This is a genomic window from Alloyangia pacifica (assembly GCF_020524285.1).
GTDB classification, from domain to species: Bacteria; Pseudomonadota; Alphaproteobacteria; order Rhodobacterales; family Rhodobacteraceae; genus Salipiger; species Salipiger pacificus_B.
In genome coordinates this window covers 15,254-39,122 of sequence record NZ_JAIVKX010000021.1, presented here as the reverse complement: position 1 = coordinate 39,122, position 23,869 = coordinate 15,254, and the positions used below count along the sequence as shown (strand labels likewise).

The window sequence follows — 23,869 nt, the reverse complement described above, 5'->3', positions numbered from 1 at the left end:
CAATGGCGAGGTGCCATGGCACGCGAAATAGAACGCAAGTTCCTTCTCGCTTCGGAAGACTGGCGCGCGGCCGTCCAGCACCGGACCGAGCTCTGCGACGGCATCATCGCTCTTGGCGACGGGCGGAAGGTGCGCCTGCGCTTCTACGATGACAGCAAGGTCACCCTCAGCCTCAAGGGCCCGCGGACGGGCATGTCCCGCGACGAGTTCGAATACCCCATTCCCTACGAGGACGGCCAGGCAATGCTGGCGGCGCATTTCGGCGGCCCGACGATCTGCAAGACCCGCCACCACGTGATGCACGCGGAGCAGCGCTGGACCGTCGACGAATACCGCGGCGTGCTCTCCGGCATCGTGATCGCCGAGATCGAACTGGCCTCGGAAGCCGCCGACTTCACCCGCCCGCCATGGCTCGGCACCGAGGTGACCTTCGACAAGAGCTACCGGCAATCCTCGCTGCTGCGCCACCGGATGGCGGCGCTCGCCGACAGCGCCTGAACCGGAAATCTTTGCAAATTATTAACTGCTGTGGTTCCCTTACGAGGCGAGTCCATGAGTCGCCTTCGATTTTGAACACCCGATTTTTCCCTCTCCCGCGTCCCGCGGACCCGTACAATACCCCGCTTTAGACCCAGGCACCGGCCATCTCAGAGCCGCACCCAGTACAAAAGAAATCTTACCAGTCGCGCTTTTTTGATCGTGAGGAATTATGAAGTACGTTTTGATCAGTGCCGCCGCGCTTGCGCTTGTTGCAGCCTGCGGCGACGGTAGCAGAAGCGCCCGCAGCGGCTCCTCTGCCACCCCCACCCCGCTCAGCTCCTTTGCCCCGCCGACCGATGGCACCTACCGTGCCAACGGCATGGCGGTCTCCTCGGGCTACACCACCGATGCAGAGGGCAATGTCCTTGCCTTCGGCACCCCCGAGACCGAGGGCGACATCACCGCGGATCTCACCTACGAGGACGGCGATCTGATCGCCGCCACGCTGACCACCAGCACGGGCAGCTTCACCCTGTCCACCGCCGCTGGCGACAGCTTTGACCTCACCACGGTGGAGGGCGGCTTTGTCGCCACCAGCGCCGATGGCGACGTCATGCTCGTGGTCGCCGATCCCGAGCAGCAGGGCTACAGCTACCAGACCTTCGGCGCCTGGCAGACCGGCCTCACCGGCAGCAGCCGCGTCGCCGGCGCGGGCTCGCTCGGCGTGCGCACCTCCGAGAGCCAGATGCCCACCACCGGCACCGCCAGCTACTACGGCGACAGCCTCGGGCAGGTGGTCACCGACGGGCAGCTTTCCGTCACCACCTCCTACATCGCGGTGGACACCGACTTCGATACCGTCGAGATCTACAGCAGCGACACGATCACCGCCGATCCGGCGACCGGCGAGATCACCGGCGACCGCCCCGACCTCGATTTCTACACCGCGGGATCGGTCAGCGGCACCGGCTTTGCCGCCGATATCGTCACCGACGATCTGAGCGGCTCGCTCGACGGGCAGTTCTACGGCGACAATGCGCAGGAGGTCGGCGGCACCTTCTCGGGCACCACCGCCGACAGCACCTATATCGGCGCCTTCGGCGCGGTCGACGACAGCCGCTGACCATGCGACCCAAGTGGACGGCCCTGGCCACCGCGCTCGCGCTCGCCGCGATGCTCCCGGTGGCCGGGGCGCCCGGGGCGCAGGCGCAGCAGGCCGCCGCACCGGCTGCCGCCCCCCCTGCCCCGGCCCAGATGGACGCCAGCTTCCGGCAAGCGCTCGCCGCCCTCGCCCAGGGCCGGCCGCAAACCGCCGTGCGGCTGCTGCGCGGGCTGCTCGCCACCGATCCCGGGCTGCTGCGCGTGCGACTCGAACTGGCGCGCGCGCTCTTCGAGGCCGGGGAATACGCGCAGTCGCGCGAACAGTTCCGCATCGTGCTGTCGAGCCCCGACCTGCCGCCGAGCGTGCGGGCCAACGTGCTGCGCTTCCTGCGCGCCATCGACGAACGCCAGGGTCTGCGCACCCGCTTCTCATTCTCGCTGCGCGCCCCCGAGGGCGCCGGGCGCGCCTATGACAGCGACGAGATCGCGGCCGACCTCGGCACCGGGCCGCTGGTGCTGAAGATGAACCGCGACGACGACGCGCCCCTGACCGGCCTCGAACTCGCCGGGGCGATCCGCAAGCAGTTCCCGCTGCGCGCCCGCCAGGGCGGCGCCACGCTGACCGGCTACCTGCAGGCCGAGGGTGATCTCTACCAGACCTCCGGCACCGACTGGGACGAGCTCGGCGCCGATCTCAGCGCCGGGCTGCAGCTCACCTGGCCGCAGACCACCGCCTGGGCCGAGGCCATCGCCGGCACCGATTATTTCGGCGGCGAGATGGTCGAGGAGCGGCTCGGCCTCGGCGCCGGGGTCAGCTGGCGCAACGCGCTCGGCCTGACCACCACGCTCGAGGCGGAATGGCACGATGTCAGCCTCGGGCGCTATCCCGGCGTCGATGTGCAGCGCGCCAGCGCCCGGCTCTCGGTGATCCGCCCGCTGCGCGGCCGCGCGCAGATCGGCGGCAGCCTGTCACTGCAGCACCAGCAAGCCGAGCGCGACGACCTGACCTACGACTACGCCGAACTGCGGCTCGCCGGCCGGGTCGAGGTGGGCGGCGGCTTCCTGCTGGAACCGTCTGTCTATGCCGCGGCCTACGACCAGTTCGGCGCCACGCCGGGGCTCGGCAAGGCCCGCTACGAGACCGAATACGGTCTCGAGCTGCGCGTCGACAAGACAGATACCTTCGTCTTCGGGCGCTTCACCCCCTACCTGCAGATCGAGACGGCCCGGCGCGACAGCACCTTCGACGCCTACAGCTACCGTGACCTGCGGATCGGCGCGGGGCTGACCAGCGCCTTCTGACAGGGGGCCCTGCGCCGCCCCGGTGGTGCCGTAATGCCTCTCCACCGGGGTCCGCAGCGACCACGGCTGTCGCGCCCAGACCGACCGCGCGCGACAAGAGCCCTCAGGGGCAGTGCCCCCTACCCCACCGTCCGCTTCAGCCAGGCGCTCATGTCGCGCAGCCGGTCCTCGGCGGCGCTGCCGAAGCCGATGGCATGCAGGTAGTCGCGCACCAGCCCCTTGCCGGGATCGACCTCCGCAGGAACACCCGCCGCCTCCAGCGCCCCGGCATAGGCCAGGCCGCTGTCGCGCAGCGGGTCGTGCTCGGCCAGCGCCAGATAGGCCCGCGGCAACCCGGAGTGATCCGCCGCCAGCAACGGCGCCACCAGCGGGTCGCGCTCGCGCAACGTCATGTCCGGGCAATATTGCGCATGCGCCGACAGAAGCTGCGCCAGCGTCCAGAGCGGCCCCTCGGAATACTCCGAGCAGGAGGGCCGCGACGTGTCGAAATCGCAGACCGGGTAGATCAGCAGCTGCGCCGCCAGCGGCACCCCGGCATCGCGGCAGATCAGCGTCGCCGCCGCAGCGAGATTGCCGCCAGCCCCGTCGCCGCCGATCGACAGCCGCGCCGGGTCGAGCCCCAGCGTCGCGGCCTGCTCCCGCGCCCAGGCGATCACCGCCGGCATCTGCTGCAGCGCCTCGGGATAGGGATGCTCCGGCGCCAGCGCGTAGTCCACCGAGATCACCAGGTGGCCCGACCAGGCGGCGAGCCGCGAGGTGATGTTCCAATGGGTCTCGGGGCTGCCCTGCCGCCAGGCACCGCCGTGCAGGTAGATCAGCGCCGGCAGCGGCTCGGTGCCGGGCGGGCGGAACAGCCGCACCCGCACGGGGCCGCAATCGGTGTCGATCCAATGCTCCTCGTCGGTTTCCACTCCCTCGGGGCTGGGCAGGCGCAGCGAGCGCGAGACGGATTCGAAATGCAGCCGCCGGGTCGCCGCGTCGCCCTCGGTCGGCAAGGTCGCCCAGGTGGCGTCCCAGGTCTCGCGGAAGCGGTAGATGTCGGGATGGATGGCGCGGGTCTCGGCGATCGGCCGCACCGAGGCTTCCTCCACCGACAGGCCCGGACGCATGACGAAGCGCAGCAGCATGTCGCCGACGTGGCGGCGCAGCTGCTGCTGCCCCTTGGGCTCGAACAGGCTGTCGCCGAACAGGCTGGAGAAGGTCGCCCGGTTGGCCACGTTGAAGATCGCCAGCGCCGAGATATGCCAGTGCAGCTCGAGCGCGCTCAGCCCGCGGCGGAACAGCCCCTCGGCGCAGCCGCGCTGGTAGATCGCATCGAGCAGCCGGATCGCCGAGATGTTCTGCCCCGACAGGTCGCCGGCCTTTTCCATGTGCCGCGCATTGTGCAGGTTCTCGACCATCACCAGACGCACGAAGTCCGCGTGCTCGGCGTGGTGGTCGAAGGTGAACTCCGCCAGCCGGCGCAACGCCTCGACCGGGTGCAGGCTGGCCAGCTCGAGCTCGTCCTCGGCGGCGCGGACCCGCGCATAGGCATCCTCCATCACCGCCCTGTAGAGCCCCTCCTTGTCGCCGAAGTAGTAGTAGATCATCCGCTTCGAGGTCTCGGTGCCCGCCGCGATGTCATCGATTTTCGCCCCGGTCAGACCGTGTGTGACAAAGGCCCGGCGGGCGACCTCGAGAATATTGGCACGCACCGCTTCCGGATTCTGTTTCCAATGACGCCGCGCGGCACCGTTGCCGCTGGACTCCGAATCCGAATTCGTCACGCTTTTGTCCTCCATAAAATAACTCCACTCAAAATCTGTCGGGCCTGCATGCGGCCGTCTGCGCCCCTGCCCGCCGGCGAAAACTCCGGGTCAGACCTTTTGCGGCGCCGAGGCTTCGGGGACATCTGCCAACGCATCCATCCCGATGCTGGCGCCGAGGCGCTCAAGAAATTCCATAAAATTAAACAGGTCGTTCAAATTGGCCGCGAGGCTAGGCAACGTCCCGAGGCACTATGCCCCGGCCCGCTGCACATGGCGTGCTGCGTTGCAGCTTAAGCTACCGCGAATTTCGCCCCGCGTCACGTGGAGAGGCAACCACAAGCTGCAAATGTCTCCCCTTCGAACATTTTATCACCGAGCGCGCGCCATGATTTGTCAAATACTGATAGTACGTTAAGCGAACATCGCATTCCGCGAACAAAATATCTGCTCGCCGCCCTAGTGGCCCGTCCGCTGTTCTTCCTCGATCGCCGCCTTGCCCAACAGCGCCCAGCGGGTCAGCGGCCACGACAGGCCGATCAGCACCAGCCCCGCGATCGCGCTGCCGAAGAAGAGCTGGTTGAACAGCCCCGGCAGCGCCGAGGGCGTTTCGGTGTCCATGCCCGCCGCGAGCAGCCCGGCCAGCAGGTTGCCCAGCGAGGCCGCGAGGAACCAGAAGCCCATCATCTGGCTGACGAAGCGCTCCGGCGCCAGCCGCGAGAAGGTCGACAGCCCCACCGGGCTGAGCAGCAACTCAGCGCAGGTGTGGATGAAGAAGGTGCCGATCAGGAACAGCGCCGAGACCTTCGCCCCGGTCATCGCGATCTGCGCCGCGGGCACGAGGATCCAGAAGCCGAAGCCGACCAGCACCAGCGCCAGCCCGAACTTGACGAAGACAGAGATCTCCCAGCCCCGGTCCTGGGCCCGGGTCCAGAACCAGGCGAAGAGCGGCGTCAGCAGGATGATGAACGCCGGGTTGAGGTTCTGGAACCACGAGGCCGGCACCTCGAAGCCCAGAAGGTCGCGCCGGGTCAGCTCGGCGGCGAAGATCGACAGCGAGGAGCCCGCCTGCTCGAAGCGCGACCAGAAGACCGCCGCGGCGACGAAGAGCACGGCAAGCACGATCATCCGCTTCTTCTCGTCCCGCGACAGGTCCCCGGCGATGTAGATGTTGAGGAAGAACCCGATCGCCACGGTGACGATCAGCACGCCGGTCGCCTGTGCCACGCCCGCGGCGCTGGTCACCTCGATCACCCCGGTGCCGATCAGCAGCGCGAGAAGCACCACCACCGCGCCGGTGATCCCGAGGCTCACCATGCTGTCGCGCCACTTCGTCGCCGGGTCCACCACCTTCGGCGGCGGTCGCTCGCCCTTGCCGCGCAGCGAGCGCTGCCCGGCGCAAAGGAAATTAATCAGCCCCAGCGCCATGGCCACCGCCGCCGCGCCGAAGCCCCAGTGCCAGCCCCAGACCTCGCCCAGATAGCCGGCGACGAATCCGCCGAGGATCGCCCCGACGTTGATCCCCATGTAGAAGAAGGAGAAGCCCGCGTCGCGCCCGCCGACGTCGTCCTTGGGGTAGAGCTCGCCGACCATGGTCGAGATATTCGGCTTCAGCAGCCCCGTCCCCAGCGCGATGCAACAGAGCCCTGCAAGGAAGATCCAGGCCGTCGCGCCCGAGATCGCCAGCAGGATGTGCCCGAGGATGATCACCGCGCCGCCGGCGATGATCGCCTTGCGCGCGCCCCAGAAGCGGTCGGCCACCCAGCCGCCGGGCAATGCGAGGATGTAGACCGCCGCCGAGTAGATGCCGTAGATCGCCACCGCCTCTGCGGTCTCGAGCCCCATCCCCCCGGTCTCCACCGCGTCGACGAGGTAGAGCACGAGGATCGCGCGCATGCCGTAGAAGCTGAAGCGTTCCCACATCTCGACAAGAAAGAGCGAGGGCAATCCGGCGGGGTATCTGGCTACTCTGGACATCAAAGGCCTGCAAAGAAAAGGAATCCTTCGAGAATAGCGCGGATTTCGCTCTGGCGGGAAAGATTTGCAGAGCGCTCTCCTTTTGCGAGCGGCGGCTTGCCGACAAGATCGAGGGCCTCTCCTGCCAGTTTATTAACATAATACTTTCATCTCCTGAGGATGTCTTGGCTGTCCCCGCGGGGACAAGCAAATCGCGCGCGTCTTCGAGGCAGGCGTCATTCCGCGCGGGTCGAACTGCCGTGTGCGCTTCGACAGGAGCCATCGGCGGCTCTGCCCCCGCCGGCCTGCGGTAGGCTCCTTCCGGGATATTTCGATCCAGGCGAAGAGCGCCGGGGGCGCTGTCCCCGCGGGGACACCCCCGGATATGAAGGCTCCGCGGCACCGCGGCAGCCCCCGTCCCCGCGGGGACGGACGGGTCTCGGGTGGACAGTCGCTCGGGTCTTGTCCCCGCGGGGACAGGCAAACGGACAGCTCGGCTCGGGTGCTGTCCCCCGGGGACACCCGCCTTTCACGCCCTGCCGCCACCGCCCCGGCATTCTGTCCCCGCGGGGACAGGCGTCCGGGCGGCTCCGGGTCCCCTATGTCCCCGCGGGGACACCGGGCGTTCGGTCTAGGCGCTGCAGCACTGCGCCGTCTGTCCCCGCGGGGCCACCTCCCCCGAAGCGACCGTGCGCGCTGCCGCCGCGCGGTCTGTCCCCGCGGGGACAGACCAAAGACACCGCGCCGCAATCAGCCCCTGTCCCCGCGGGGACAGGACAAACAGGCAGCGCGTCCCGGGACATGGCGGGCACTAAAAAGCCCCTGTCCCCGCGGGGACAGGGGCTGATCCCTGCTGGCGATTTGCCTTGGTGGCTTTGCGGGGCCTACTCGTCGAGCGCCGCCATGAAGGCGGCGACAGCAGCCTCGAGACGATGGCGGTCGATGCTCGAGAAGTCGCGCTCCATGGCCAGCTCGACCTTGCCGTCGCGCGCCGCGCAGCGGACTGTCCCCGCGGGGACAGTGCAGCGCAGCGTGGTCTTGGCGGCGGCATTTGCACTGGTGCCCTTGGGTTTCGGACCGGCCTTGGGGGCGGTCTTCAGCGCGTCGGCAAGCCGCGCCACCTCGTAGTCGGACGACACCTCGCCCTGCCCCGAGAGCATCTCGCGCAGCCCCTCGGTGAAGCCCTCCTCGTCGCCCATGCGCTTGACCAGGTCGAGCCCGAGCTTGCGCGGGATCGCCTCGGCATGGTTCAGATCGTCGCCCAGCTCCTCGAGCAGCGTGGCGAAATGGCGGATGTAGCTGCGCTTCTGCCGACCAGCCGAGGCGTAGAGCAGCGCGATCGCCTCGTCGGTGTCGGTGGTCTCGGTATTGGGATCGCGGGCGAAGGCCAGCGCGAGCTGCGCCATCTCGGCAAAGGAGATGCCGCGGCGCACCAGGTTCTCGTCGACCATCTTGCGGTAGAGACCGACCAGCGCCTCGCCCGAGGCGACCAGCCCCGCGGGGATGCGGGCATAGGCCTCGTCGCCGGTCTCGGCGTAGAGCTCGCGGTAGGCCGAAAGGCGCCGGAAGCCCTGCACCAGCTCGAAGTGATCGTCCACCGGCTCGACGCGGATCGGGTTCGACAGGCCGACCTCGCGGATCGAGGCCTTCAGTTCTTCGATCTCCGGGTCCGGCCCGGCGGCGCGGTCGCGGGTCAGCTTGGTGGTCAACACCGCGTCGATCGGCACCAGGTCGGTGATCAACCCTGCCCGCTTCAGCCGTACGTAATCATGCGCCAGCCGGTCGTTCTCTTCGCGGATGGCGCGCTCGGCCTCGGCCCGGTCGCGCAGCGCATCGGCGTTCTCCGAGATGGCCGCCGCCATCGGTCCCCGCCGGGACGCGCCCGGCTTGGCCCGTCCGCCGCCGGTGTAATAGCCCACGGGGCCGCGCGGGAACTCCTCCTGCTCGGGCGTTTCCGTCCCCGCGGGGAAGTCGATGTCGAAACCGCGTCGCTTGCTCATGCCTCATCCTCCAGCTTGTCCCAGGCCACCTGCACGTGGCTGCGGAACTCCTCGTAGGCGCGGTCGAAGGAGGCGCGCGCCCGGCGCCAGGTTTCCCGCGTCATCTCGCGGTAGTCGATCTCGTAGATCGAGCTCAAGAAGCGCCCGGACTGTTCGACCGCGCGGGTCATCTCGATCGGGTGCTCGGTCATTCTCTCATCCCAGACCTTTTGGAAGGCTTGCCGCATCGCGCGGTGCAATTCGTTACCGCTTTCATAACGGGTCAGCAGGAAGCGGATGTCGAGGAAGGCCTTCGGCAGGGTGAGTGTCCCCGCGGGGACAACCCCCTCGAAGCCCGACAAATCGCCGAGCGCCTCGGAGAGCTGCCCGATGAAGGAGGTGGTGGAATCGTACTCCCAGTAACCCGGCCCCGAGGGGATGTAGAGCATGTCGGCGGCGAAGACCGCGTTCATGCTCTGGTAGCCGATCGCCGGCGGGCAGTCGAAGATCACCAGGTCGTAGGCGTCGGGCGGCAGGCTGTCGAGGTAGCGGCTCACTGCGGCGAAGAAAGACCACTCGGGGTTCAGGTGTCGGTACTGGGCCGAGGCGAACTCGACGAAGGCCGCGTTGGCGCAGCTGGGGATCACGTCGATCGTCGGCCAGGAGGTCGGCTTGATGAAGTCGGCGGCGCGCAGATCGCGCAGCCCCATGGAGGTGATCGCCTCGGGCAGCTTGCGCTGGGGCAGGGCGGAGCCGCTCTCGGCGCCGCGGGTGGCGGCGTTCATCCGCTCGGTCTCGCGGATCAGGTCACGGGCCATGATGCCCCAGACGGTGTATTCCTCGGTGATGTCCGACAGGCCCATCGAGTGGCTGAGCGTCGCCTGCGGGTCGAAGTCGACGCAGAGCACCCGGTAGCCGTCGAGCGCCGCGGCATGGGCGAAGTGCAGCGCCACGGTGGACTTGCCGGCGCCGCCCTTGAAGTTGGAGATGGCGACGCGGAAGGCGCGCTTGTTCGCCGGCCGGTAGGGCATCAGGCTCTTGCGGTTGACCTTCAGCTTGCGGCGGATCTCGTTGATCTCTTCCAGCGAGTACCAGCGCTGGCGGCCGTCCTCCTCGACCAGCCCCTGCGGCAGATGCGGGTCGGCGGCCATGCGTCCCCGCAGGGTCGACTGGTTCACCTGCAGGATCAGCTCGGCCACCTCCCAGCTCGAGAAGCGGCGCAGGGTCTTCTCCATCTCTGGCGAGAAGGTCTGCTGCCGGATCCATCCCTGCATCTTCAGCGACTGCGCCTGCAGCCGCGCCAGGTCTTCATGTGTAAACATCCTGCCTCCTGTCCCCGCGGGGACGCTTGTGTCCGTCGCGCCGCTGCGGGCGCTTTTGGATCTGTCCCCGCGGGGACACTCTATGGTTTCTGTCCCCGCGGGGACGGTCTGCGTGCAGTCCCGGCCGGGACGCTGTCCTGTCGTCCTGTCCCCGCGGGGACAGGCTTTGCGAAACTGCGGGACGCTAATTTCCGATGGGCTGGAATTTACGCTGAATTTGCATTCATGGCAAAAGCTAATAGTCTCGAAACGCGGGATCCGCCGATTTGCGTGTCTTCCGCGCCCATCGCCCACGCAGGCTGGCCCAAGACCGAGTCGCAAAGGTCCGATTCGATTCGAAGAATCAGACCAGGCGCTTGCCGGATGGGACCGAATAATGGGGGACAGTTTTCGGGCTCCCGCTACATATTGGGGGACATTTTTGCCTCAATAGGGGACATTCAGCGTGTCCCCCAATACCAGAATACCCATTTTTCCATTCGGAAATGGGTTGGGGGACAGACCCGCTGACGGCCACCGCTTGACAGAATCGAGAAACCGGACGCAAATAGCTCAAGCTCGGGAAAGAGCGTTGGGTTTCCACCAAATGGCACCTCGCTCTCCCCTGCAAAGATGCAACGGGCCGCCAGAGCCCGCAGACACCGAGGCACCGCAGACAGGCGGAGAGACGCGAGGGGCAGCACCATGCTTGCCACGAAGGCGGTCGGGCGCAATGCCTCGGCCCTGAAATACGATTTGCTCACGGTGATGGGGGCCTTCGCGCTGGCGCAGGAGAAGGGCCGCCAGGTGCTGGTGCTGCGACTGATGACCCTGGTCACCGCGCGCTACAACTGGGCGCGCGATGAGCTGGCGGTGGGCCAGCGCGAGATCGCCCGGCTCTGGATGGTCGACGAGCGCACGGTGAAACGCGAGATGGCGAAGCTGCGCGCCATGGGCTGGCTGCGGGTCAAGCGCCAGGGCGCGCGCGGCCGGGTCAGCGAATACTCCCTCGCCATCGAGCGCATCCTCGAGGACAGCCGCGGGCGCTGGGGCGACGTGGGGCCGGACTTCGAACAACGGCTCTCGGGCAGCGAGCCGGACGAGAAAGTCGTGCCCCTCCCGATCAAGGGAAAAATTCCCGCGCCGGACCTGGCGGATGACTCCGACTGGGGGCTGGCGAAGGCGATCCTGCACGAAGAGGATCCGGCGCTCTATGCCGCCTGGTTCGCGGCGCTTGACCGGCGCGAGAGGGCAGGGGGGCGGCTGGTGCTGGGCGCGCCGACGCGCTTTCACGCGAGCTACGTGGCCAGCCATCTCGGGGCGCGTCTGCTGAGCGCCTGCCGGGGTGTCGATGCGGGCATCGACGAGGTGCAGGTCATCGCCTGAAAAGCCGCGCCGGGGCCTCGTCGGACCCCTCTGAGCAAGGCCCCGGAAGCTGCGCAAAGTTTCGCCGACTCCTAGGCCGGAGTTGACGCTTACCCTTGGTCAGCGCACTCTGGATCCGTATTTGAATTACGCATTTCTATTTTCTCTATTCCGGAGGCAGGTGTATGCCCGCGTCACAGTCAGCGCCGTCCCTTTTCGACTTTCCCGAAACCCCCTTCACTGCCACGCTCTCCCTCGGTCTCACCGAGGCGGAAGATCTGAGCATTGCCAGTGGCTTCTCGGTCGTTTCCAATCCTCATGCCTCGGGCGGGAGTTACCTGCAGGCCACGGCGGCCACCTCGCGAGCGGGCGGCGTCTTTGACGGGCCGGTGGGGCTCTACGACATCAATGTGAGCTATTTCGACGAAACCGACGGCGTCTCCTACATGGAGGTGCTGGTGAATGGCGCGGTGGTTGCGGCCTTCGACTGGGACGCCACCGGTGGCGATGCCATCGTCACCAAGGCCTCTGCCGCCGAGACCCTGATCTCGGGGCTGGTGCTGGCGCCGGGCGACGTGATCGAGCTGCGCGGCATGTCGGACGGCGGCGAGCCACTGCGCACCGATGCGGTCGAGATCCTCGCCAGCCCGCCGCCGGCGCTCGGCGAGAGCTTCGTGATCGAGGCCGAGGATCTGCAGATCCTCTCGGGCTTCACCGTCGGCAACAACGGCGCCGCCTCGGGCGGGCAGAACCTGCAGCACACCGGCGGCGGCACCGCGCGGGCGGTCTACACCGTGCAGCAGGCGGGCACCTTCGATCTGACGCTGGGCTATTTCGACGAGACCGACGGCGCGTCCTGGATGCAGGTGCTGGTCAACGGCACCGTTGTGGCGGACTGGGCCTGGGATGCGACCGGCGGCGCGGCGATCGCCAGCACCGCCAGCCGCGCCACCGAGGTGATCGAGGCGCTCGAGCTGCAGGCCGGCGACGTGATCGAGCTGCGCGGGCAGGGCGACGGCGGCGAGCCGCTGCGCGCCGACTACCTGGAGTTCACCGCGGTCGAGGGCGGCGCCAGCGGGCCCACGCCGCCGGGAACCGGGACGCTTGATCTTTGGTACGCGCGGGACGGCGAGGTCTATGTGGCGCTCAATGACGGAGACGGCGCCTTCACCGAACTCGACACCGGTGTGGAGACCGGCGGCTCGCTGCGCGCGGTGGACATGGACGGCGACGGCGATTTCGACTTTCTGCGGGTCGAGCTGGTCGACCCTTTCCCGCTCCCCGACCCCTCAACGACCACAGATCACTTCGAATTCGTCGTCGAAACGACGGTCTATGAGAACGACGGCAGCGGCGGTTTCACCGTCGCCACGACGGACGCGGTCCCCTACGTCACAGAAGGCGACGGCTACCCTTATCAAGCTCTCGACCGCGCCCGGGATATCGTGGAAGTCGGCGAGGCCGGTGACATCGATGGCGACGGGGACGTGGATTTTGTCGGGGCCTCCCTGATCGGCGGAGACTTCCTGATCTTCGACAACAACGGCGACGACAGTTTCAGCCTGACAGTTGTGCCGGTCCCGACGGAGTACCTGGCGTTCGGCGAGCTCAGCCCGGGCGGCAATTACACCCGGCTCGCCGACATGAACGACGACGGGCTTCTCGACCTGCTGCTCAGCGTGGCCTGGGAGACCAGTTCGACGCTGGTGATGATCAACGACGGTGCCGGCGGCTTCGACTGGGTCGGTAGCTATGGCGGCAGCGACGACGGCAACAGCACCGAGATTCCCGCCGACCTTGACGGGGACGGCGATCTCGACGTGCTCTACGTGGCGATCAGCGACGGCGGAGGCATCAGCATCTACGTCAATGACGGTACCGGGGCGAGCGCCGGCTACGGGCCGTGGTTCCCCGATGGCGAGTTGAACGGCATCGGGGCGCTTCAGATCGCCGATTTCGACGGGGACGGGGCGCTGGAGATGGTCAATGCCAGCATCGACGACAGCTCCGAGGGACTCGACCCCGGGCTGCGGGTGTTCGAATTCCCGGTCGAGGACGGGATGATCGACATCGTTGTCGACAAACTCGACCCGAGCCTCGTCGGGCAGGTCACGGCGCAGGGCGATTTCGAAGGCGATGGCGATGTCGACCTGATCCTGACCACGCGCGGGGTCTCCAGCGAGGTCTACGTGCTGTTCAACGACGGCGCGGCGCATTTCGCCGCCGTGCCGGCCGGTGTGGCGGATATCGAGAACGAATACGCCTTCATGTCGGCGGGGGTCTATTCCGGCGAATTCGGCAATCTGCCGATCGCCTGACGCGAGATGCGGGGGCCCGGTTGCGGAACCGGGACCACGCGGGGACGGGGGCACCGCACCCCCGGGAGCCGGTCGCGCCATGGCGCGGCCGGTATTCTTTTGCCCCGCCGGATCTCGATCCGGCAGGGCAGGGGGCCTCAGGCGGGGTGCAGCCTGCGGGCGCGCAGGTGCAGCGCCAGCTCCAGCGCCGCCAGCAACAGCATCGACAGGCCGACCAGCGGGAAGAAGATCCCCGCCGCCACCGCCATGACCAGCAGGCCGCGCGGGATCCGCCCGTCGCTCGGAAGCTGCGGCACGCCGATCCCGCCGGCGGGGCGGCGCTTCCACCACATCATCGCGCCGGTGACGCAGAGCCCGACCATGGCGATGCAGGAGAGCAGCAGCACGATCTGGTTCATCAGACCCCATTCCTGCCCCATGTGCACCGAGATGCCCCATTCGGCCCAGCGGCCCAGCGTCCCGAGATCGGCCAGCCCGGCATCGTAGAGCACCTCGCCGCTGTACTGGTCGAGGTGGATGACCCGCTCATAGGTGATGTCATCGGGGTAGACCGAGGCGGTGAAGACCCCTTCGGGCCCCTTTGGCATCGACACCGCGTAGCCCGGCACGAGACCGCGCGCTTCCACCGTGCCGACCACCTGGTCGAGCGTCTGCGGCACGCCCGTGGCCGCGCCCGAGAGCGGCACCGGCTGCTTCTCGATGATCCAGGGCGCGCGGTCCACCGCATCCGCGAGCGGCACGGTGGAGGCGGGCAGGCCGGACCAGTAGCCCTCGGGCATGCCGAGGCCGAGGGCATTGGCGGTGTCGTAGAACTTGCTGCCCCAGACGCCGGACCAGGGCAGGCCGGTCATCGCCAGGAAGACGATGAAGCCGGCGGTGTAGAAGCCGGTCACCGCATGCATGTCGCGCCACCAGGGGCGGCCGCGGGTGGCCTTCACCGAGACCGTGCCGAGCTTGCGCCCGCGCGGCCACCACAGGTAGAGGCCGGTGCCGACCAGCAGCACCATCCAGCCCGCCGCCAGCTCGATCAGCCGGTTGCCGATCCAGCCGACGTATTCCAGCGAGTGCAGCTTTCGCACCACGTACATCGCCGGGCTGCCGGCGGCGCCCGCGTCCCAGAGGCTGCCGAGCACCGCGCCGCTGTAGGGATCCACGTAGATGGTGTTCTTCAGCCCGTCCGCGCCGAGGATGTCGACTTCGGCGCTGCGGCCTTCGGCGGCGGGTGGGCTGTAGGCCTTGAGCGTGCCGGGATGCGCATCGAGCGCGGCGCCGGCGATCTGCGAGGGCGCGAGTTGCGCGCCCGCCGGTTCGACGAAGCGCAGCCGGGAATAGGCGGCGTCGTTGATCTCGTCCTTGAAGAGGTAGATGCCGCCGGTGACGGCGAGGATCAGGATGAAGGGCAGCACCAGCAGCCCGGAGATGAAATGCCAGCGCCAGACGGCGCGGTAGAGCGCGGTCGAGGCCGCGCGGGATTTCTGTGTCATTGAGTCAGTCCGAAAGGCCCGCCGGGGGCGGGTCATGAGAGGCGCAGGCGCTGCGGCCTGCAGGATGCGTGGTCGGGGCGGCGCGGGGCCGCCGTCGGCGTCACGCGGGCGGGGCTCTCGGGGAATGACCTGCGTCGCGGGCCTGCGCGGCGCGGTGCCGGTCGGCGCTCTGGCGCCAGCCGTCCTGCAGGGTCAGCGGTGCGCTCTGCCCTTCACAGGACAGGGCAGGGGCCCCGGGCAGGCCGTGGCAGAAAGGGCAATTGTGCGCGTGACCCGCGTGGCTGCCGCAGAGCTCGTCCGGCGACATGCCATGCGTGATCTCCATCGCGGCGCGCGCGGCCGCCGCCCGGTCCGGCGCCATCATGCCGGCCGAGGTGACGCCTGTCAGGGCCAGCAGAAGGGCCAATGTGCAGGCGAGGGCGGAAAGGGCGCGCGGGGTCCTCATGGCGGCTGAATGCCACGACCGGCCCCGGCCCGAAAGCCGCTCTGGTGCCGCAGGCGGGCCTGTGCCGATGACGCGGGGGCACTGCCTGGCGTGGCGCGGCGCTGCAGGCCGGGGCTTACGCGCCCGGCATTTTCGGCGTCACCGCCGGCGGGCGGCGCACGAAGAAGCTCGCGCCGATCATCAGCAGCGAGATCAGCCCGCCGGTGAAAAAGCCCGCGCGCACGCCCGCGGCGGTGGCGTCGACAAGCGCCGCCCCGGCGGCCGTTTCGGCGCCGATGCGGATCGACATGATCGACACGAAGAGCGCAATGCCCGCCGCGCCCGCCACCTGCTGCACCGTGCCGATCACCGCCGAGCCGTAAGAGTAGAGCTCCTTGGGCAGCGAGCCGAGCGAGGAGGTGAAGAGCGGGGTGAAGAGCAGCGCCAGCCCGATGCTGAGCAGCATGTGGCAGGCGAGCACCATCCAGATCGCGCTCCCGGTGCCTAGCAGCGCCATCGAGCCGAGGCCGAGGCAGACCAGCACCGCGCCGGGGATCACCAGCCTGCGCGCGCCGACGCGGTCGAAGGTGCGCCCGACCCAGGGCGCCATGAGCCCCATCGCAAGCCCGCCCGGCAGCAGCAGCAACCCGGCCTCGAGAGGCTCCATGCCCAGGACGTTCTGCATGTAGATCGGCAGCAGGATGATCATCCCGAAGAGCGACATCATGCAAAAGCCCATCATCACCACGGCGACCGAGAAGACCTTGACCCGGAAGGTGCGCAGGTCGAGCAGTGCCCGGCCCTGCGGCGCGAGGCGGATTTGCCGCGCCACGAAGAGCGCCAGCGCCACGAAGCCGACCCCCAGCGGCAGCCAGACCGGCACGGTGCCGCCGCTGCCATGGCCTTCGCCCAGCGTCGAGAGCCCGTAGACCAGCCCGCCGAAGGCCAGCGCCGAGAGCGGCACGGAGACCAGGTCCAGCGGCGCCTTGCGCGGCTCGGTGACGTTCTGCAGCCGGGCGTAGCCGAGCGCCAGCGCGCCGAGCCCGATGGGCAGCACCAGCCAGAACATCCAGCGCCAGTCCAGCAGGTTGAGGATGATCCCCGAGATCGTCGGCCCGATCGCCGGGGCGACCGAGATGACGATGGAGATATTGCCCATGGTCTTGCCGCGGCTCTCGGGCGGCACCAGCGACATCACCGTGGTCATCAGCAGCGGCATCATGATCGCCGTGCCGCAGGCCTGCACCACCCGGCCGAAGATCAGCATGCCGAGCCCCGGCGAGAGCGCGCAGATCAGCGTGCCGAGGCTGAACAGCCCCATCGCCATGGTGAAGACCGTGCGCGTGTGCAGCCGCTGCAGCAGGAAGCCGGTGATCGGGATCACCACCGCCATGGTCAGCAGGAAGGCCGTGGTCAGCCATTGCGCGGCATTGGCGGTGACGTTCAGGTCCTTCATCAGCCGCGGCAGGGCGACCCCCATGATCGTCTCGTTGAGGATCACGGTGAAGGCCGAGACCAGCAGCAAAAGGATGACGAGGCGGTTGCGCGCGGCGTGATCGGGCTCGGAAACGGGGTCCGGGCCACCGGCGGGGACGGGGGAGCTCTGCATGATCGTGATCTCTGAAGACGGGGGCGTTGCCGATGGTCCGGGACCGACGACGCTAAGTAACCCGCGCTTGGTAGGCGCGGGGGCGGCGCGGCGCAAGCCGCAATCGCGGCGGGGCAGGCGAGACGTGCGCCGCCCTTCGGGGCGCCACGGTCCGTCGTGGCACCAGTGCGCAGCGAACCTCAGGGCAAAGTCAGCCCGACACAGAAAGGCAGCAATGTCGGGTGTCAGCTGCCATAGGCATAGGGGATGAAGGGTAGCGCGACCGAGGTCCTGGTGGCGAGGCACAGGTTGCTTCGGGGGTGAACTTCGCGCTTCTTTAATATTGGGCGAGCTTGCCGTTCGGACAAGTAGCTTGGTCTGTCGATGATCCCGGCCTGCGAGTTCACCTTGGCGGCTTGAGCATCGCATTGATGCCGCCGGAGCGCGGAAATAGAAAAGGACCGAGAGCGATCACGGTCAAAACAACGGGCGTGGAAGAGGGCATTGTCGCAACGGGCCGGACCTGGGAAACACACCGTCCGGGCACATGGGTCGCGCAGCGCCTGGACAGGGGCAGCCTTTGCGAAAGTCATTGCGATTTAGTTAAAATTTCCGGGTGCGGGATCCGCGCCCCGGAAGAAACCCCGCGCCCGAAAGGGCGCGGAGTGTCGTCTCACGCCGGGCCGCCTCAGGCGACGGTGGCGGTGATGATGAATTCGACGAGGTAGTCGGGGGTCGCGAGCTTGGCTTCGCCGGTGGCGCGGGCCGGCGGGTTGGCGGGGTCGACCCAGCTGTCCCAGACGGCGTTCATCGCGGCAAAATCGGCCATGTCGGCGAGCCAGATGGTGGTGCTCAGCAGGTGCGACTTGTCCGAACCGGCCTCCGCCAGCAGCCGGTCGACCGAGGCCAGCGCGTCCTTGCACTGCGCGGTGATGTCCGCGCCTTCGCCGACCTGGCCGGCGAGGTAGACGATGCCGTTGTGCACGACGGCCTGGCTCATGCGGGCGCCGGGTTCGATGCGGGTGATGGTCATGTAAGGTCCTTTCGAGGGGGGCGGCGGGCCCGGTTCAGGAGCGCCTGCCGCAGGCACCGATGCGCGCGGGCGGTGCGAAGCTGCCCCGCGCCATCGGCCCCAGATAGACCGGGTCACGCCGCGTCAGCAAGATCTCTCGTCGGGCAGGTCAAGACCGGCGGAGCGGCGGCGGACCGGAGCCGCGCGACGAGTCGCGCCATGGCAAATTCCCGCGAGAGGGCGACGCCGCACGTGAAGGCCCGGCGCGGGACTCTCTGCCAGGTGGAAATATGACGCGACGACACCACCGCAGGATTTTCCCATTTGATCAAAAAATGATCGACAGGGCCGAAAAACTGTCGGAACCTCCCGCAATCGCGCCCCGTGACGTCGCGACGCTTGTTTGATCCGCCCGAGGGATGGGGAGATTGGCGGCAGCGGCGCGGAGCGCGCGGCAATGAGACCAAGAAACTTCAGGGAGACGACCATGACCCGACACACCCCGTCGCGGACCATGCTTATCGGTGCAGCACTGCTGACCGCCGCGCTGCTGTCCAGCACCGCGCTGACCGCGCAGGCGGAGACCCCGCCGAACATGCTGGTGATCGCGCAGCGCATCGACGACATCAAGACCATGGACCCGGCCGAGAGCTTCGAGTTCTCCGGCGCCGACATCAGCCGCAACGTCTACGAGAGCCTTGTCGATTTCGACCCGATGGACCTCGACGCGGGCTTCCAGCCCGCGCTGGCGGAAAGCTGGGAAGTCTCCGAGGACGGCACCCAGATCACCTTCACCATGGCGGACGGCCACGTCTTCGCCTCGGGCAACCCGGTGACCGCGAAGGACGCCGAGTTCTCGCTGCGCCGCGCGGTGCTGCTCAACAAGACCCCGTCGTTCATCCTGACGCAGTTCGGCTTCACGCCGGAAAACGTCGAGGAGACCATCGTCGCGCCCGACGAGAAGACCCTCGTGCTGAAGCTCGACAAGGCCTACGCTGTATCCTTCGTGCTGAACTGCCTTGCGGCGACCATCGGCGGCATCGTCGACATGGAAACCGTGATGGCCAACGAGGTCGACGGCGACATGGGCAACGCCTGGCTGCGTGACAACACCGCCGGCTCGGGCCCCTACAAGCTGGCGTCCTGGAAGCCCGACGAGAGCTACACGCTGGACCTGAACCCCGAGTACGCCGGCGATGCGCCCGCGATGAAGCGCGTGATCGTGCAGCACATCCAGGAAAGCGCGACCCAGCGCCTGCAGCTGGAGCGCGGTGACGTGGACATCGCCCGCAACCTCTCGCCCGAGGACGTGGCCGGTCTCGAAGAGGTCGACAGCGTCAAGGTCGTCGACGAGCTGCGCGGCCGCCTGATGTACTGGTCGGCAAACCAGAAGAACGAGATGCTGTCGAACCCGAAGGTGCTCGAGGCGATGAAGTTCGCCACCGACTACACCGGCATGCAGGACAGCTTCCTGAAGGGTCAGTACATCAACCACCAGGCGTTCCTGCCGAAGACCTTCATGGGCGCGATCGACGATCTGCCCTACAGCTTCGACATCGAGAAGGCCAAGGCGCTGCTCGAGGAAGCCGGCTACCCCGAGGGCTTCGACATCACCATCAACGTCCGCGACGCGCAGGAGCGGATCGACATCGGCCAGTCGCTGCAGAACACCTGGGGCCAGATCGGCATCAACGTCGAGATGATCGTCGGCACCGGCGCGCAGACGCTCGATACCTACCGTGCCCGCGAGCACGACATCTATCTCGGCGCCTGGGGCCCGGACTATCCCGACCCCAACACCAACGCCGGCACCTTCGCCTACAACCCCGACAACTCGGATGAAGCCGGCGCAACCGGCCTGCTGGCCTGGCGCAACGCCTGGGCGCTGCCCGACATGAGCAACGAGACCCTCGCGGCTGTGGTCGAGCAGGACAGCGAGAAGCGTGCTGAGATGTACCGCGAGCTGCAGCGCGAGCACATGAAGGTCAGCCCCTTCGGCATCATGTTCCAGCAGATCGAGCAGAACGCAATGCAGGACGGCGTCGAGCACTTCGTGGCCGGTGGCGCAACCACCGCAGTGTCCTACTGGGTCGTGACGAAGTAAGCCCGTGAGCCAATCTGCAACCAACACCGGGGGAGGGCGCGCTGCGTCCTCCTTTCCGCCGAACTGGCTGAAGAAGACCGTCAGCCTTGCCTTCACCGTGGCGATCACCCTGCTGGGCCTGCTCTTCGTCACCTTCATGATCGGCCGCGTGATGCCGATCGACCCCGTGCTCGCGGTCATCGGCGAGCGCGCCTCTCAGGCGCAATACGACCAGGTCTTCCAGGAGCTGGGTCTCGACAAGCCGCTGATCGTGCAGTTCGGCATCTACGTCGGTGACGTGCTCCAGGGCGACTTCGGCACCTCGATCCGCACCGGCAAGCCGGTGGCCGAGGACATTGCGCGCGTATTTCCCGCCACGCTGGAACTCGCCACGCTGGGCACGCTTCTCGGCGTCGTCCTCGGCGTTCCGCTCGGCGTTGTGGCCGCGGTCTACCGCGGCAGCTGGATCGACCAGATCTCGCGTCTGATCGGCCTCGTCGGCTACTCGATGCCGATCTTCTGGCTCGGCCTGATGGGCCTGCTGATCTTCTACGGCATCCTCGGATGGGTGGCCGGGCCCGGGCGGCTCGGCGTCTTCTACGAGGGGCTGGTGCCGACGCGCACGGGCCTCTTGCTGGTCGACTCGATCATCGCGGGCGACTGGGACGTGTTCAAGGACGCGCTGTCGCACATCATCCTGCCGGCCTGCCTGCTGGGCTATTTCAGCCTTGCCTACATCAGCCGGATGACCCGCAGTTTCATGCTCGAGCAGCTGAACTCGGAATATGTCATCACCGCGCGGGTGAAGGGGCTGAGCGAATGGCACGTGGTCTGGCGCCACGCCTTCCGCAACATCGCCATCCAGCTCATCACGGTGATCGCGCTGGCCTATGCCAACCTGCTCGAAGGCTCGGTGCTGACCGAGATCATCTTCGCCTGGCCCGGCATCGGCAGCTACATCACCACCTCGCTGCTGGCCAATGACATGGCCTCGGTCCTTGGAGGCACCGTCGTGATCGGGACGATCTTCGTGTGCATCAACATCTTCTCGGACCTTCTCTACCGCTTCTTCGATCCGAGGGCCAAATGACCTCGCACACACATACCGACGCCAAGCCGGGCCTGAAGGCCTGGCTGCTGAGCGACACACCGCAGTCCCGCGGGCAGGCGCGCGCCGCCGCCTGGTACCAGGGCTGGCTGAAACTGACCTCTAACAAGCTGACCTCGCTCGGCCTGATCGTGCTGACCCTGCTGGTGCTGGCGGCGATCTTCGCGCCGCTGCTGGCGACCAATGATCCCTTCGTGCAGGACCTCGGCGCGCGCCTCAAGCCGCCGGGCTGGGAGGGGCATTTCTTCGGCACCGACAGCCTTGGCCGCGACATCTATTCGCGGCTGCTCTACGGCGCGCGGATCTCGATCTACATCGTGCTGCTGGTGGCGCTGGTGGCGCCGCTGCTGGGGCTGATCATCGGCACCACCGCGGGTTATTTCGGCGGCTGGGTCGACACCGTGCTGATGCGCGTTACCGACATCTTCCTCGCCTTCCCGCGGCTGATCCTCGCGCTGGCCTTCGTGGCGGCGCTTGGGGCCGGGATCGAGAACGCGGTGCTGGCGATCTCGCTGACCGCCTGGCCGCCCTACGCGCGGATCGCCCGGGCCGAGACGCTGACCATCCGCAACTCGGACTTCATCCACGCCATCCGCCTGCAGGGCGCCGGGCCGCTGCGCATCATCACGCGCCATGTCTGGCCGCTGTGCATCTCGTCGCTGGTCATCCGGGTGACGCTCGACATGGCGGGGATCATCCTCACCGCCGCGGGCCTCGGCTTCCTCGGCCTCGGGGCGCAGCCGCCGAGCCCGGAATGGGGCGCGATGATCTCGGAGGGCCGCAAGTACATCCTCGACTACTGGTGGGTGGCCACCATCCCCGGTCTCGCCATCTTCGCCATCTCGCTCGCCTTCAACCTGATCGGTGACGGTCTGCGCGACGTGCTCGATCCGAAGGAGGCCGGCAAATGAGCAATCTTCTGGATATCGAGAACCTCTCGGTGCGCTTTCCCACGCGCTCCGGGACCTTCGAGGCGGTGCGGGGGATCTCGCTCTCGCTCGGCAAGGAGCGGCTGGGGATCGTCGGCGAGTCCGGCTCCGGCAAGTCGATGACCGGCCGGGCGATCCTCGGCCTCATCCGCAAGCCGGGCGAGGTGACGGCAGACCGGCTGGAGATGCAGGGCGAGAGCCTGACGGACGCCTCGCCGAAGCGCATGCGGGCGATCCGGGGCAAGCATATCTCCATGATCATGCAGGATCCGAAATACTCGCTGAACCCGGTGATGACCGTCGGCGACCAGATCATCGAGGCGCTGCGCACCCATGAGAAGGTGAACAAGCCCGAGGCGTACAAGCGCGCGCTGGAGATGCTCGGCGCCGTGGCGATCCGCGAGCCTGAGCGGGTGATGAAGCTCTACCCGCACGAGGTCTCGGGCGGCATGGGCCAGCGCATCATGATCGCCATGATGCTGATCCCGAACCCCGAGATCCTCATCGCCGACGAGCCCACCTCGGCGCTCGACGTGTCGGTGCAGCTTCAGGTGCTGGAGATCATGGACAAGCTGGTGCGCGAGCGCGGCATGGGGCTGATCTTCATCAGCCACGACCTCAACCTCGTCGCGGGCTTCTGCGACCGGGTGGCGGTGATGTACGCCGGGCGGATCGTCGAGGTCTGCGAGGCGGGCAAGCTGCACGAGGCAAAACACCCCTACACGCTGGGACTGCTGAACTCGGTCCCCGATCTCGAACGCCCGCGGCCGCGGCTGGAGGCGCTGCAGCGCGATCCGGCCTGGCGCGAGGCCCCCTCCGTGAGTGCGATGCTATGAGCCAGCCGGAAATTCAGATCGAGGGGCTCGAGGTCTTCTTCGGCGAGGGCCACGAGCGGAACCGCGTGGTGCACGGAATCGACCTGAGCGTGGCGCAGGGCGAGAGCTACGGGCTCGTCGGCGAGTCCGGCTCGGGCAAGTCGACCGTGCTGCGCGCGCTGGTGGGGCTGGTCACCGACTGGCACGGCGCCATGCACGTCGGCGGCGAGGCGCTCTCGGGCGCCAAGCGCTCGAAGGCGTTCTACCGCAGGGTGCAGATGGTGTTTCAGGATCCCTATGCCTCGCTGCACCCGCGCCAGACCATCGACCGGGTGCTGAGCGAGACGCTGGCGCTGCACGGCATCAAGGACGGGGTCGATGCGCGCATCGACCGGCTGCTCGAGCAGGTGGGTCTGGGCGGCGGTTTCCGCTTCCGCTACCCGCACCAGCTCTCGGGCGGTCAGCGGCAGCGCGTCGCCATCGCCCGGGCGCTGGCGCCCGAGCCGAAGGTGCTGCTGCTTGACGAGCCGACCTCGGCGCTCGACGTGTCGGTGCAGGCCGAGATCCTCAACCTGCTGTCGGACCTGCGCGCCGAGTTCGGCCTGACCTACCTGATGGTCAGCCACGATCTCGGCGTCATCGGCCACATGTGCGACCGGGTCGCCGTCATGCAGACCGGCGAGATCGTCGAGACGCTGGAGGTCGAGGCGATGCGCAGGCTGCAGGCCGAGCACCCCTACACCCGCCACCTGCTCGACAGCGCCCTGCGCTCTTCGGGTCACGAAGGCGTGGAGGCGGCGCAGCGTTCGGCGAGCTAGGGCCGGCACGATTGCGGGACATCGGACCACCCGGGCGGGACACTGCCCGGGTGTTTTGCAT

18 protein-coding genes are annotated in these 23,869 nt (G+C 67.8%); 10 read left to right on the top strand and 8 right to left on the bottom strand.

Features of this window, described 5'->3' with window-relative positions; genetic code table 11:
- Positions 1-15 precede the first annotated feature (15 nt).
- From LC039_RS23730 to LC039_RS23720, 3 genes are all read left to right on the top strand, one after another.
- Positions 16-498 carry a CYTH domain-containing protein gene (locus LC039_RS23730; RefSeq protein WP_226628845.1) on the top strand — a complete coding sequence of 161 codons (483 nt, stop codon included), beginning with the start codon at positions 16-18 and terminating at the stop codon, positions 496-498.
- 211 nt (positions 499-709) lie between these two features.
- A complete protein-coding gene (locus LC039_RS23725) occupies positions 710-1,603 on the top strand; it encodes a transferrin-binding protein-like solute binding protein (RefSeq protein ID WP_226628841.1) in 894 nt (297 codons plus the stop codon).
- 2 nt (positions 1,604-1,605) lie between these two features.
- On the top strand, positions 1,606-2,883 hold the full coding sequence (locus LC039_RS23720) for a porin family protein (RefSeq protein ID WP_226628839.1): 1,278 nt from the start codon (positions 1,606-1,608) through the stop codon (positions 2,881-2,883).
- A gap of 119 nt (positions 2,884-3,002) precedes the next feature.
- On the opposite strand, the gene LC039_RS23715 is transcribed toward LC039_RS23720, so the two are convergent.
- From LC039_RS23715 to LC039_RS23700, 4 genes are all read right to left on the bottom strand, one after another.
- Positions 3,003-4,649, bottom strand: a complete 1,647-nt coding sequence (locus LC039_RS23715; protein ID WP_226628837.1) for an alpha/beta hydrolase fold domain-containing protein — start codon at positions 4,647-4,649, stop codon at positions 3,003-3,005.
- A 438-nt stretch (positions 4,650-5,087) separates the two neighbouring features.
- Positions 5,088-6,605, bottom strand: coding sequence for a peptide MFS transporter (locus LC039_RS23710; RefSeq protein WP_226628835.1), 1,518 nt, complete (start codon positions 6,603-6,605; stop codon positions 5,088-5,090).
- Positions 6,606-7,468: 863 nt separating this feature from the next.
- Positions 7,469-8,584 (bottom strand): ParB N-terminal domain-containing protein, encoded by a 1,116-nt coding sequence (locus LC039_RS23705; RefSeq protein ID WP_226628834.1) that lies wholly within the window; start codon positions 8,582-8,584, stop codon positions 7,469-7,471.
- Positions 8,581-9,885 carry an AAA family ATPase gene (locus tag LC039_RS23700; RefSeq protein ID WP_226628832.1) on the bottom strand — a complete coding sequence of 435 codons (1,305 nt, stop codon included), beginning with the start codon at positions 9,883-9,885 and terminating at the stop codon, positions 8,581-8,583. The genes LC039_RS23705 and LC039_RS23700 overlap by 4 nt, the downstream gene beginning before the upstream one ends.
- A gap of 684 nt (positions 9,886-10,569) precedes the next feature.
- On the opposite strand from LC039_RS23700, the gene LC039_RS23695 reads away from it, so the two are divergent.
- Together LC039_RS23695 and LC039_RS23690 are read left to right on the top strand one after the other, a co-directional pair.
- On the top strand, positions 10,570-11,250 hold the full coding sequence (locus LC039_RS23695; protein ID WP_226628828.1) for a hypothetical protein: 681 nt from the start codon (positions 10,570-10,572) through the stop codon (positions 11,248-11,250).
- Between the two features lie 164 nt (positions 11,251-11,414).
- Entirely contained in the window at positions 11,415-13,547 is a 2,133-nt protein-coding gene (locus LC039_RS23690) for an FG-GAP-like repeat-containing protein (RefSeq protein WP_226628826.1), read from the top strand.
- Between the two features lie 137 nt (positions 13,548-13,684).
- Here the strand turns inward: LC039_RS23690 and LC039_RS23685 are convergent, their stop codons facing one another.
- The 4 genes from LC039_RS23685 to LC039_RS23670 form a co-directional block, all read right to left on the bottom strand.
- Positions 13,685-15,031, bottom strand: coding sequence for a PepSY-associated TM helix domain-containing protein (locus LC039_RS23685; RefSeq protein WP_226628825.1), 1,347 nt, complete (start codon positions 15,029-15,031; stop codon positions 13,685-13,687).
- Between the two features lie 100 nt (positions 15,032-15,131).
- Entirely contained in the window at positions 15,132-15,476 is a 345-nt protein-coding gene (locus LC039_RS23680) for a hypothetical protein (protein WP_226628823.1), read from the bottom strand.
- Between the two features lie 115 nt (positions 15,477-15,591).
- On the bottom strand, positions 15,592-17,064 hold the full coding sequence (locus tag LC039_RS23675) for an MDR family MFS transporter (protein ID WP_226628822.1): 1,473 nt from the start codon (positions 17,062-17,064) through the stop codon (positions 15,592-15,594).
- A gap of 667 nt (positions 17,065-17,731) precedes the next feature.
- Positions 17,732-18,076: a RidA family protein gene (locus LC039_RS23670; RefSeq protein WP_226628821.1), complete on the bottom strand. Its 345-nt coding sequence runs from the start codon at positions 18,074-18,076 to the stop codon at positions 17,732-17,734.
- A gap of 466 nt (positions 18,077-18,542) precedes the next feature.
- On the opposite strand from LC039_RS23670, the gene LC039_RS23665 reads away from it, so the two are divergent.
- The 5 genes from LC039_RS23665 (at position 18,543) to LC039_RS23645 (ending at position 23,808) form a co-directional block, all read left to right on the top strand.
- Positions 18,543-20,159, top strand: a complete 1,617-nt coding sequence (locus LC039_RS23665) for an ABC transporter substrate-binding protein (protein ID WP_226628820.1) — start codon at positions 18,543-18,545, stop codon at positions 20,157-20,159.
- 67 nt (positions 20,160-20,226) lie between these two features.
- Positions 20,227-21,228, top strand: a complete 1,002-nt coding sequence (locus LC039_RS23660) for an ABC transporter permease (RefSeq protein WP_264179665.1) — start codon at positions 20,227-20,229, stop codon at positions 21,226-21,228.
- Positions 21,225-22,157: an ABC transporter permease gene (locus LC039_RS23655; RefSeq protein ID WP_226628816.1), complete on the top strand. Its 933-nt coding sequence runs from the start codon at positions 21,225-21,227 to the stop codon at positions 22,155-22,157. The genes LC039_RS23660 and LC039_RS23655 overlap by 4 nt, the downstream gene beginning before the upstream one ends.
- Positions 22,154-23,011, top strand: a complete 858-nt coding sequence (locus tag LC039_RS23650; protein ID WP_226628815.1) for an ABC transporter ATP-binding protein — start codon at positions 22,154-22,156, stop codon at positions 23,009-23,011. The genes LC039_RS23655 and LC039_RS23650 overlap by 4 nt, the downstream gene beginning before the upstream one ends.
- The gene (locus LC039_RS23645; RefSeq protein WP_226628814.1) at positions 23,008-23,808 is read left to right on the top strand and encodes an ABC transporter ATP-binding protein; all 801 of its coding nucleotides are present in this window, start codon (positions 23,008-23,010) and stop codon (positions 23,806-23,808) included. Before LC039_RS23650 ends, LC039_RS23645 begins: the two co-directional genes overlap by 4 nt.
- Positions 23,809-23,869: the final 61 nt, after the last annotated feature.

Coding starts and splice junctions, on each gene's coding strand:
- LC039_RS23730 (WP_226628845.1), top strand. CDS start 16: ATGGCACGCGAAATAGAACGCAAGTTCCTTCTCGCTTCGGAAGACTGG.
- LC039_RS23725 (WP_226628841.1), top strand. CDS start 710: ATGAAGTACGTTTTGATCAGTGCCGCCGCGCTTGCGCTTGTTGCAGCC.
- LC039_RS23720 (WP_226628839.1), top strand. CDS start 1,606: ATGCGACCCAAGTGGACGGCCCTGGCCACCGCGCTCGCGCTCGCCGCG.
- LC039_RS23710 (WP_226628835.1), bottom strand. CDS start 6,605: ATGTCCAGAGTAGCCAGATACCCCGCCGGATTGCCCTCGCTCTTTCTT.
- LC039_RS23705 (WP_226628834.1), bottom strand. CDS start 8,584: ATGAGCAAGCGACGCGGTTTCGACATCGACTTCCCCGCGGGGACGGAA.
- LC039_RS23700 (WP_226628832.1), bottom strand. CDS start 9,885: ATGTTTACACATGAAGACCTGGCGCGGCTGCAGGCGCAGTCGCTGAAG.
- LC039_RS23695 (WP_226628828.1), top strand. CDS start 10,570: ATGCTTGCCACGAAGGCGGTCGGGCGCAATGCCTCGGCCCTGAAATAC.
- LC039_RS23690 (WP_226628826.1), top strand. CDS start 11,415: ATGCCCGCGTCACAGTCAGCGCCGTCCCTTTTCGACTTTCCCGAAACC.
- LC039_RS23685 (WP_226628825.1), bottom strand. CDS start 15,031: ATGACACAGAAATCCCGCGCGGCCTCGACCGCGCTCTACCGCGCCGTC.
- LC039_RS23680 (WP_226628823.1), bottom strand. CDS start 15,476: ATGAGGACCCCGCGCGCCCTTTCCGCCCTCGCCTGCACATTGGCCCTT.
- LC039_RS23675 (WP_226628822.1), bottom strand. CDS start 17,064: ATGCAGAGCTCCCCCGTCCCCGCCGGTGGCCCGGACCCCGTTTCCGAG.
- LC039_RS23670 (WP_226628821.1), bottom strand. CDS start 18,076: ATGACCATCACCCGCATCGAACCCGGCGCCCGCATGAGCCAGGCCGTC.
- LC039_RS23665 (WP_226628820.1), top strand. CDS start 18,543: ATGACCCGACACACCCCGTCGCGGACCATGCTTATCGGTGCAGCACTG.
- LC039_RS23655 (WP_226628816.1), top strand. CDS start 21,225: ATGACCTCGCACACACATACCGACGCCAAGCCGGGCCTGAAGGCCTGG.
- LC039_RS23650 (WP_226628815.1), top strand. CDS start 22,154: ATGAGCAATCTTCTGGATATCGAGAACCTCTCGGTGCGCTTTCCCACG.
- LC039_RS23645 (WP_226628814.1), top strand. CDS start 23,008: ATGAGCCAGCCGGAAATTCAGATCGAGGGGCTCGAGGTCTTCTTCGGC.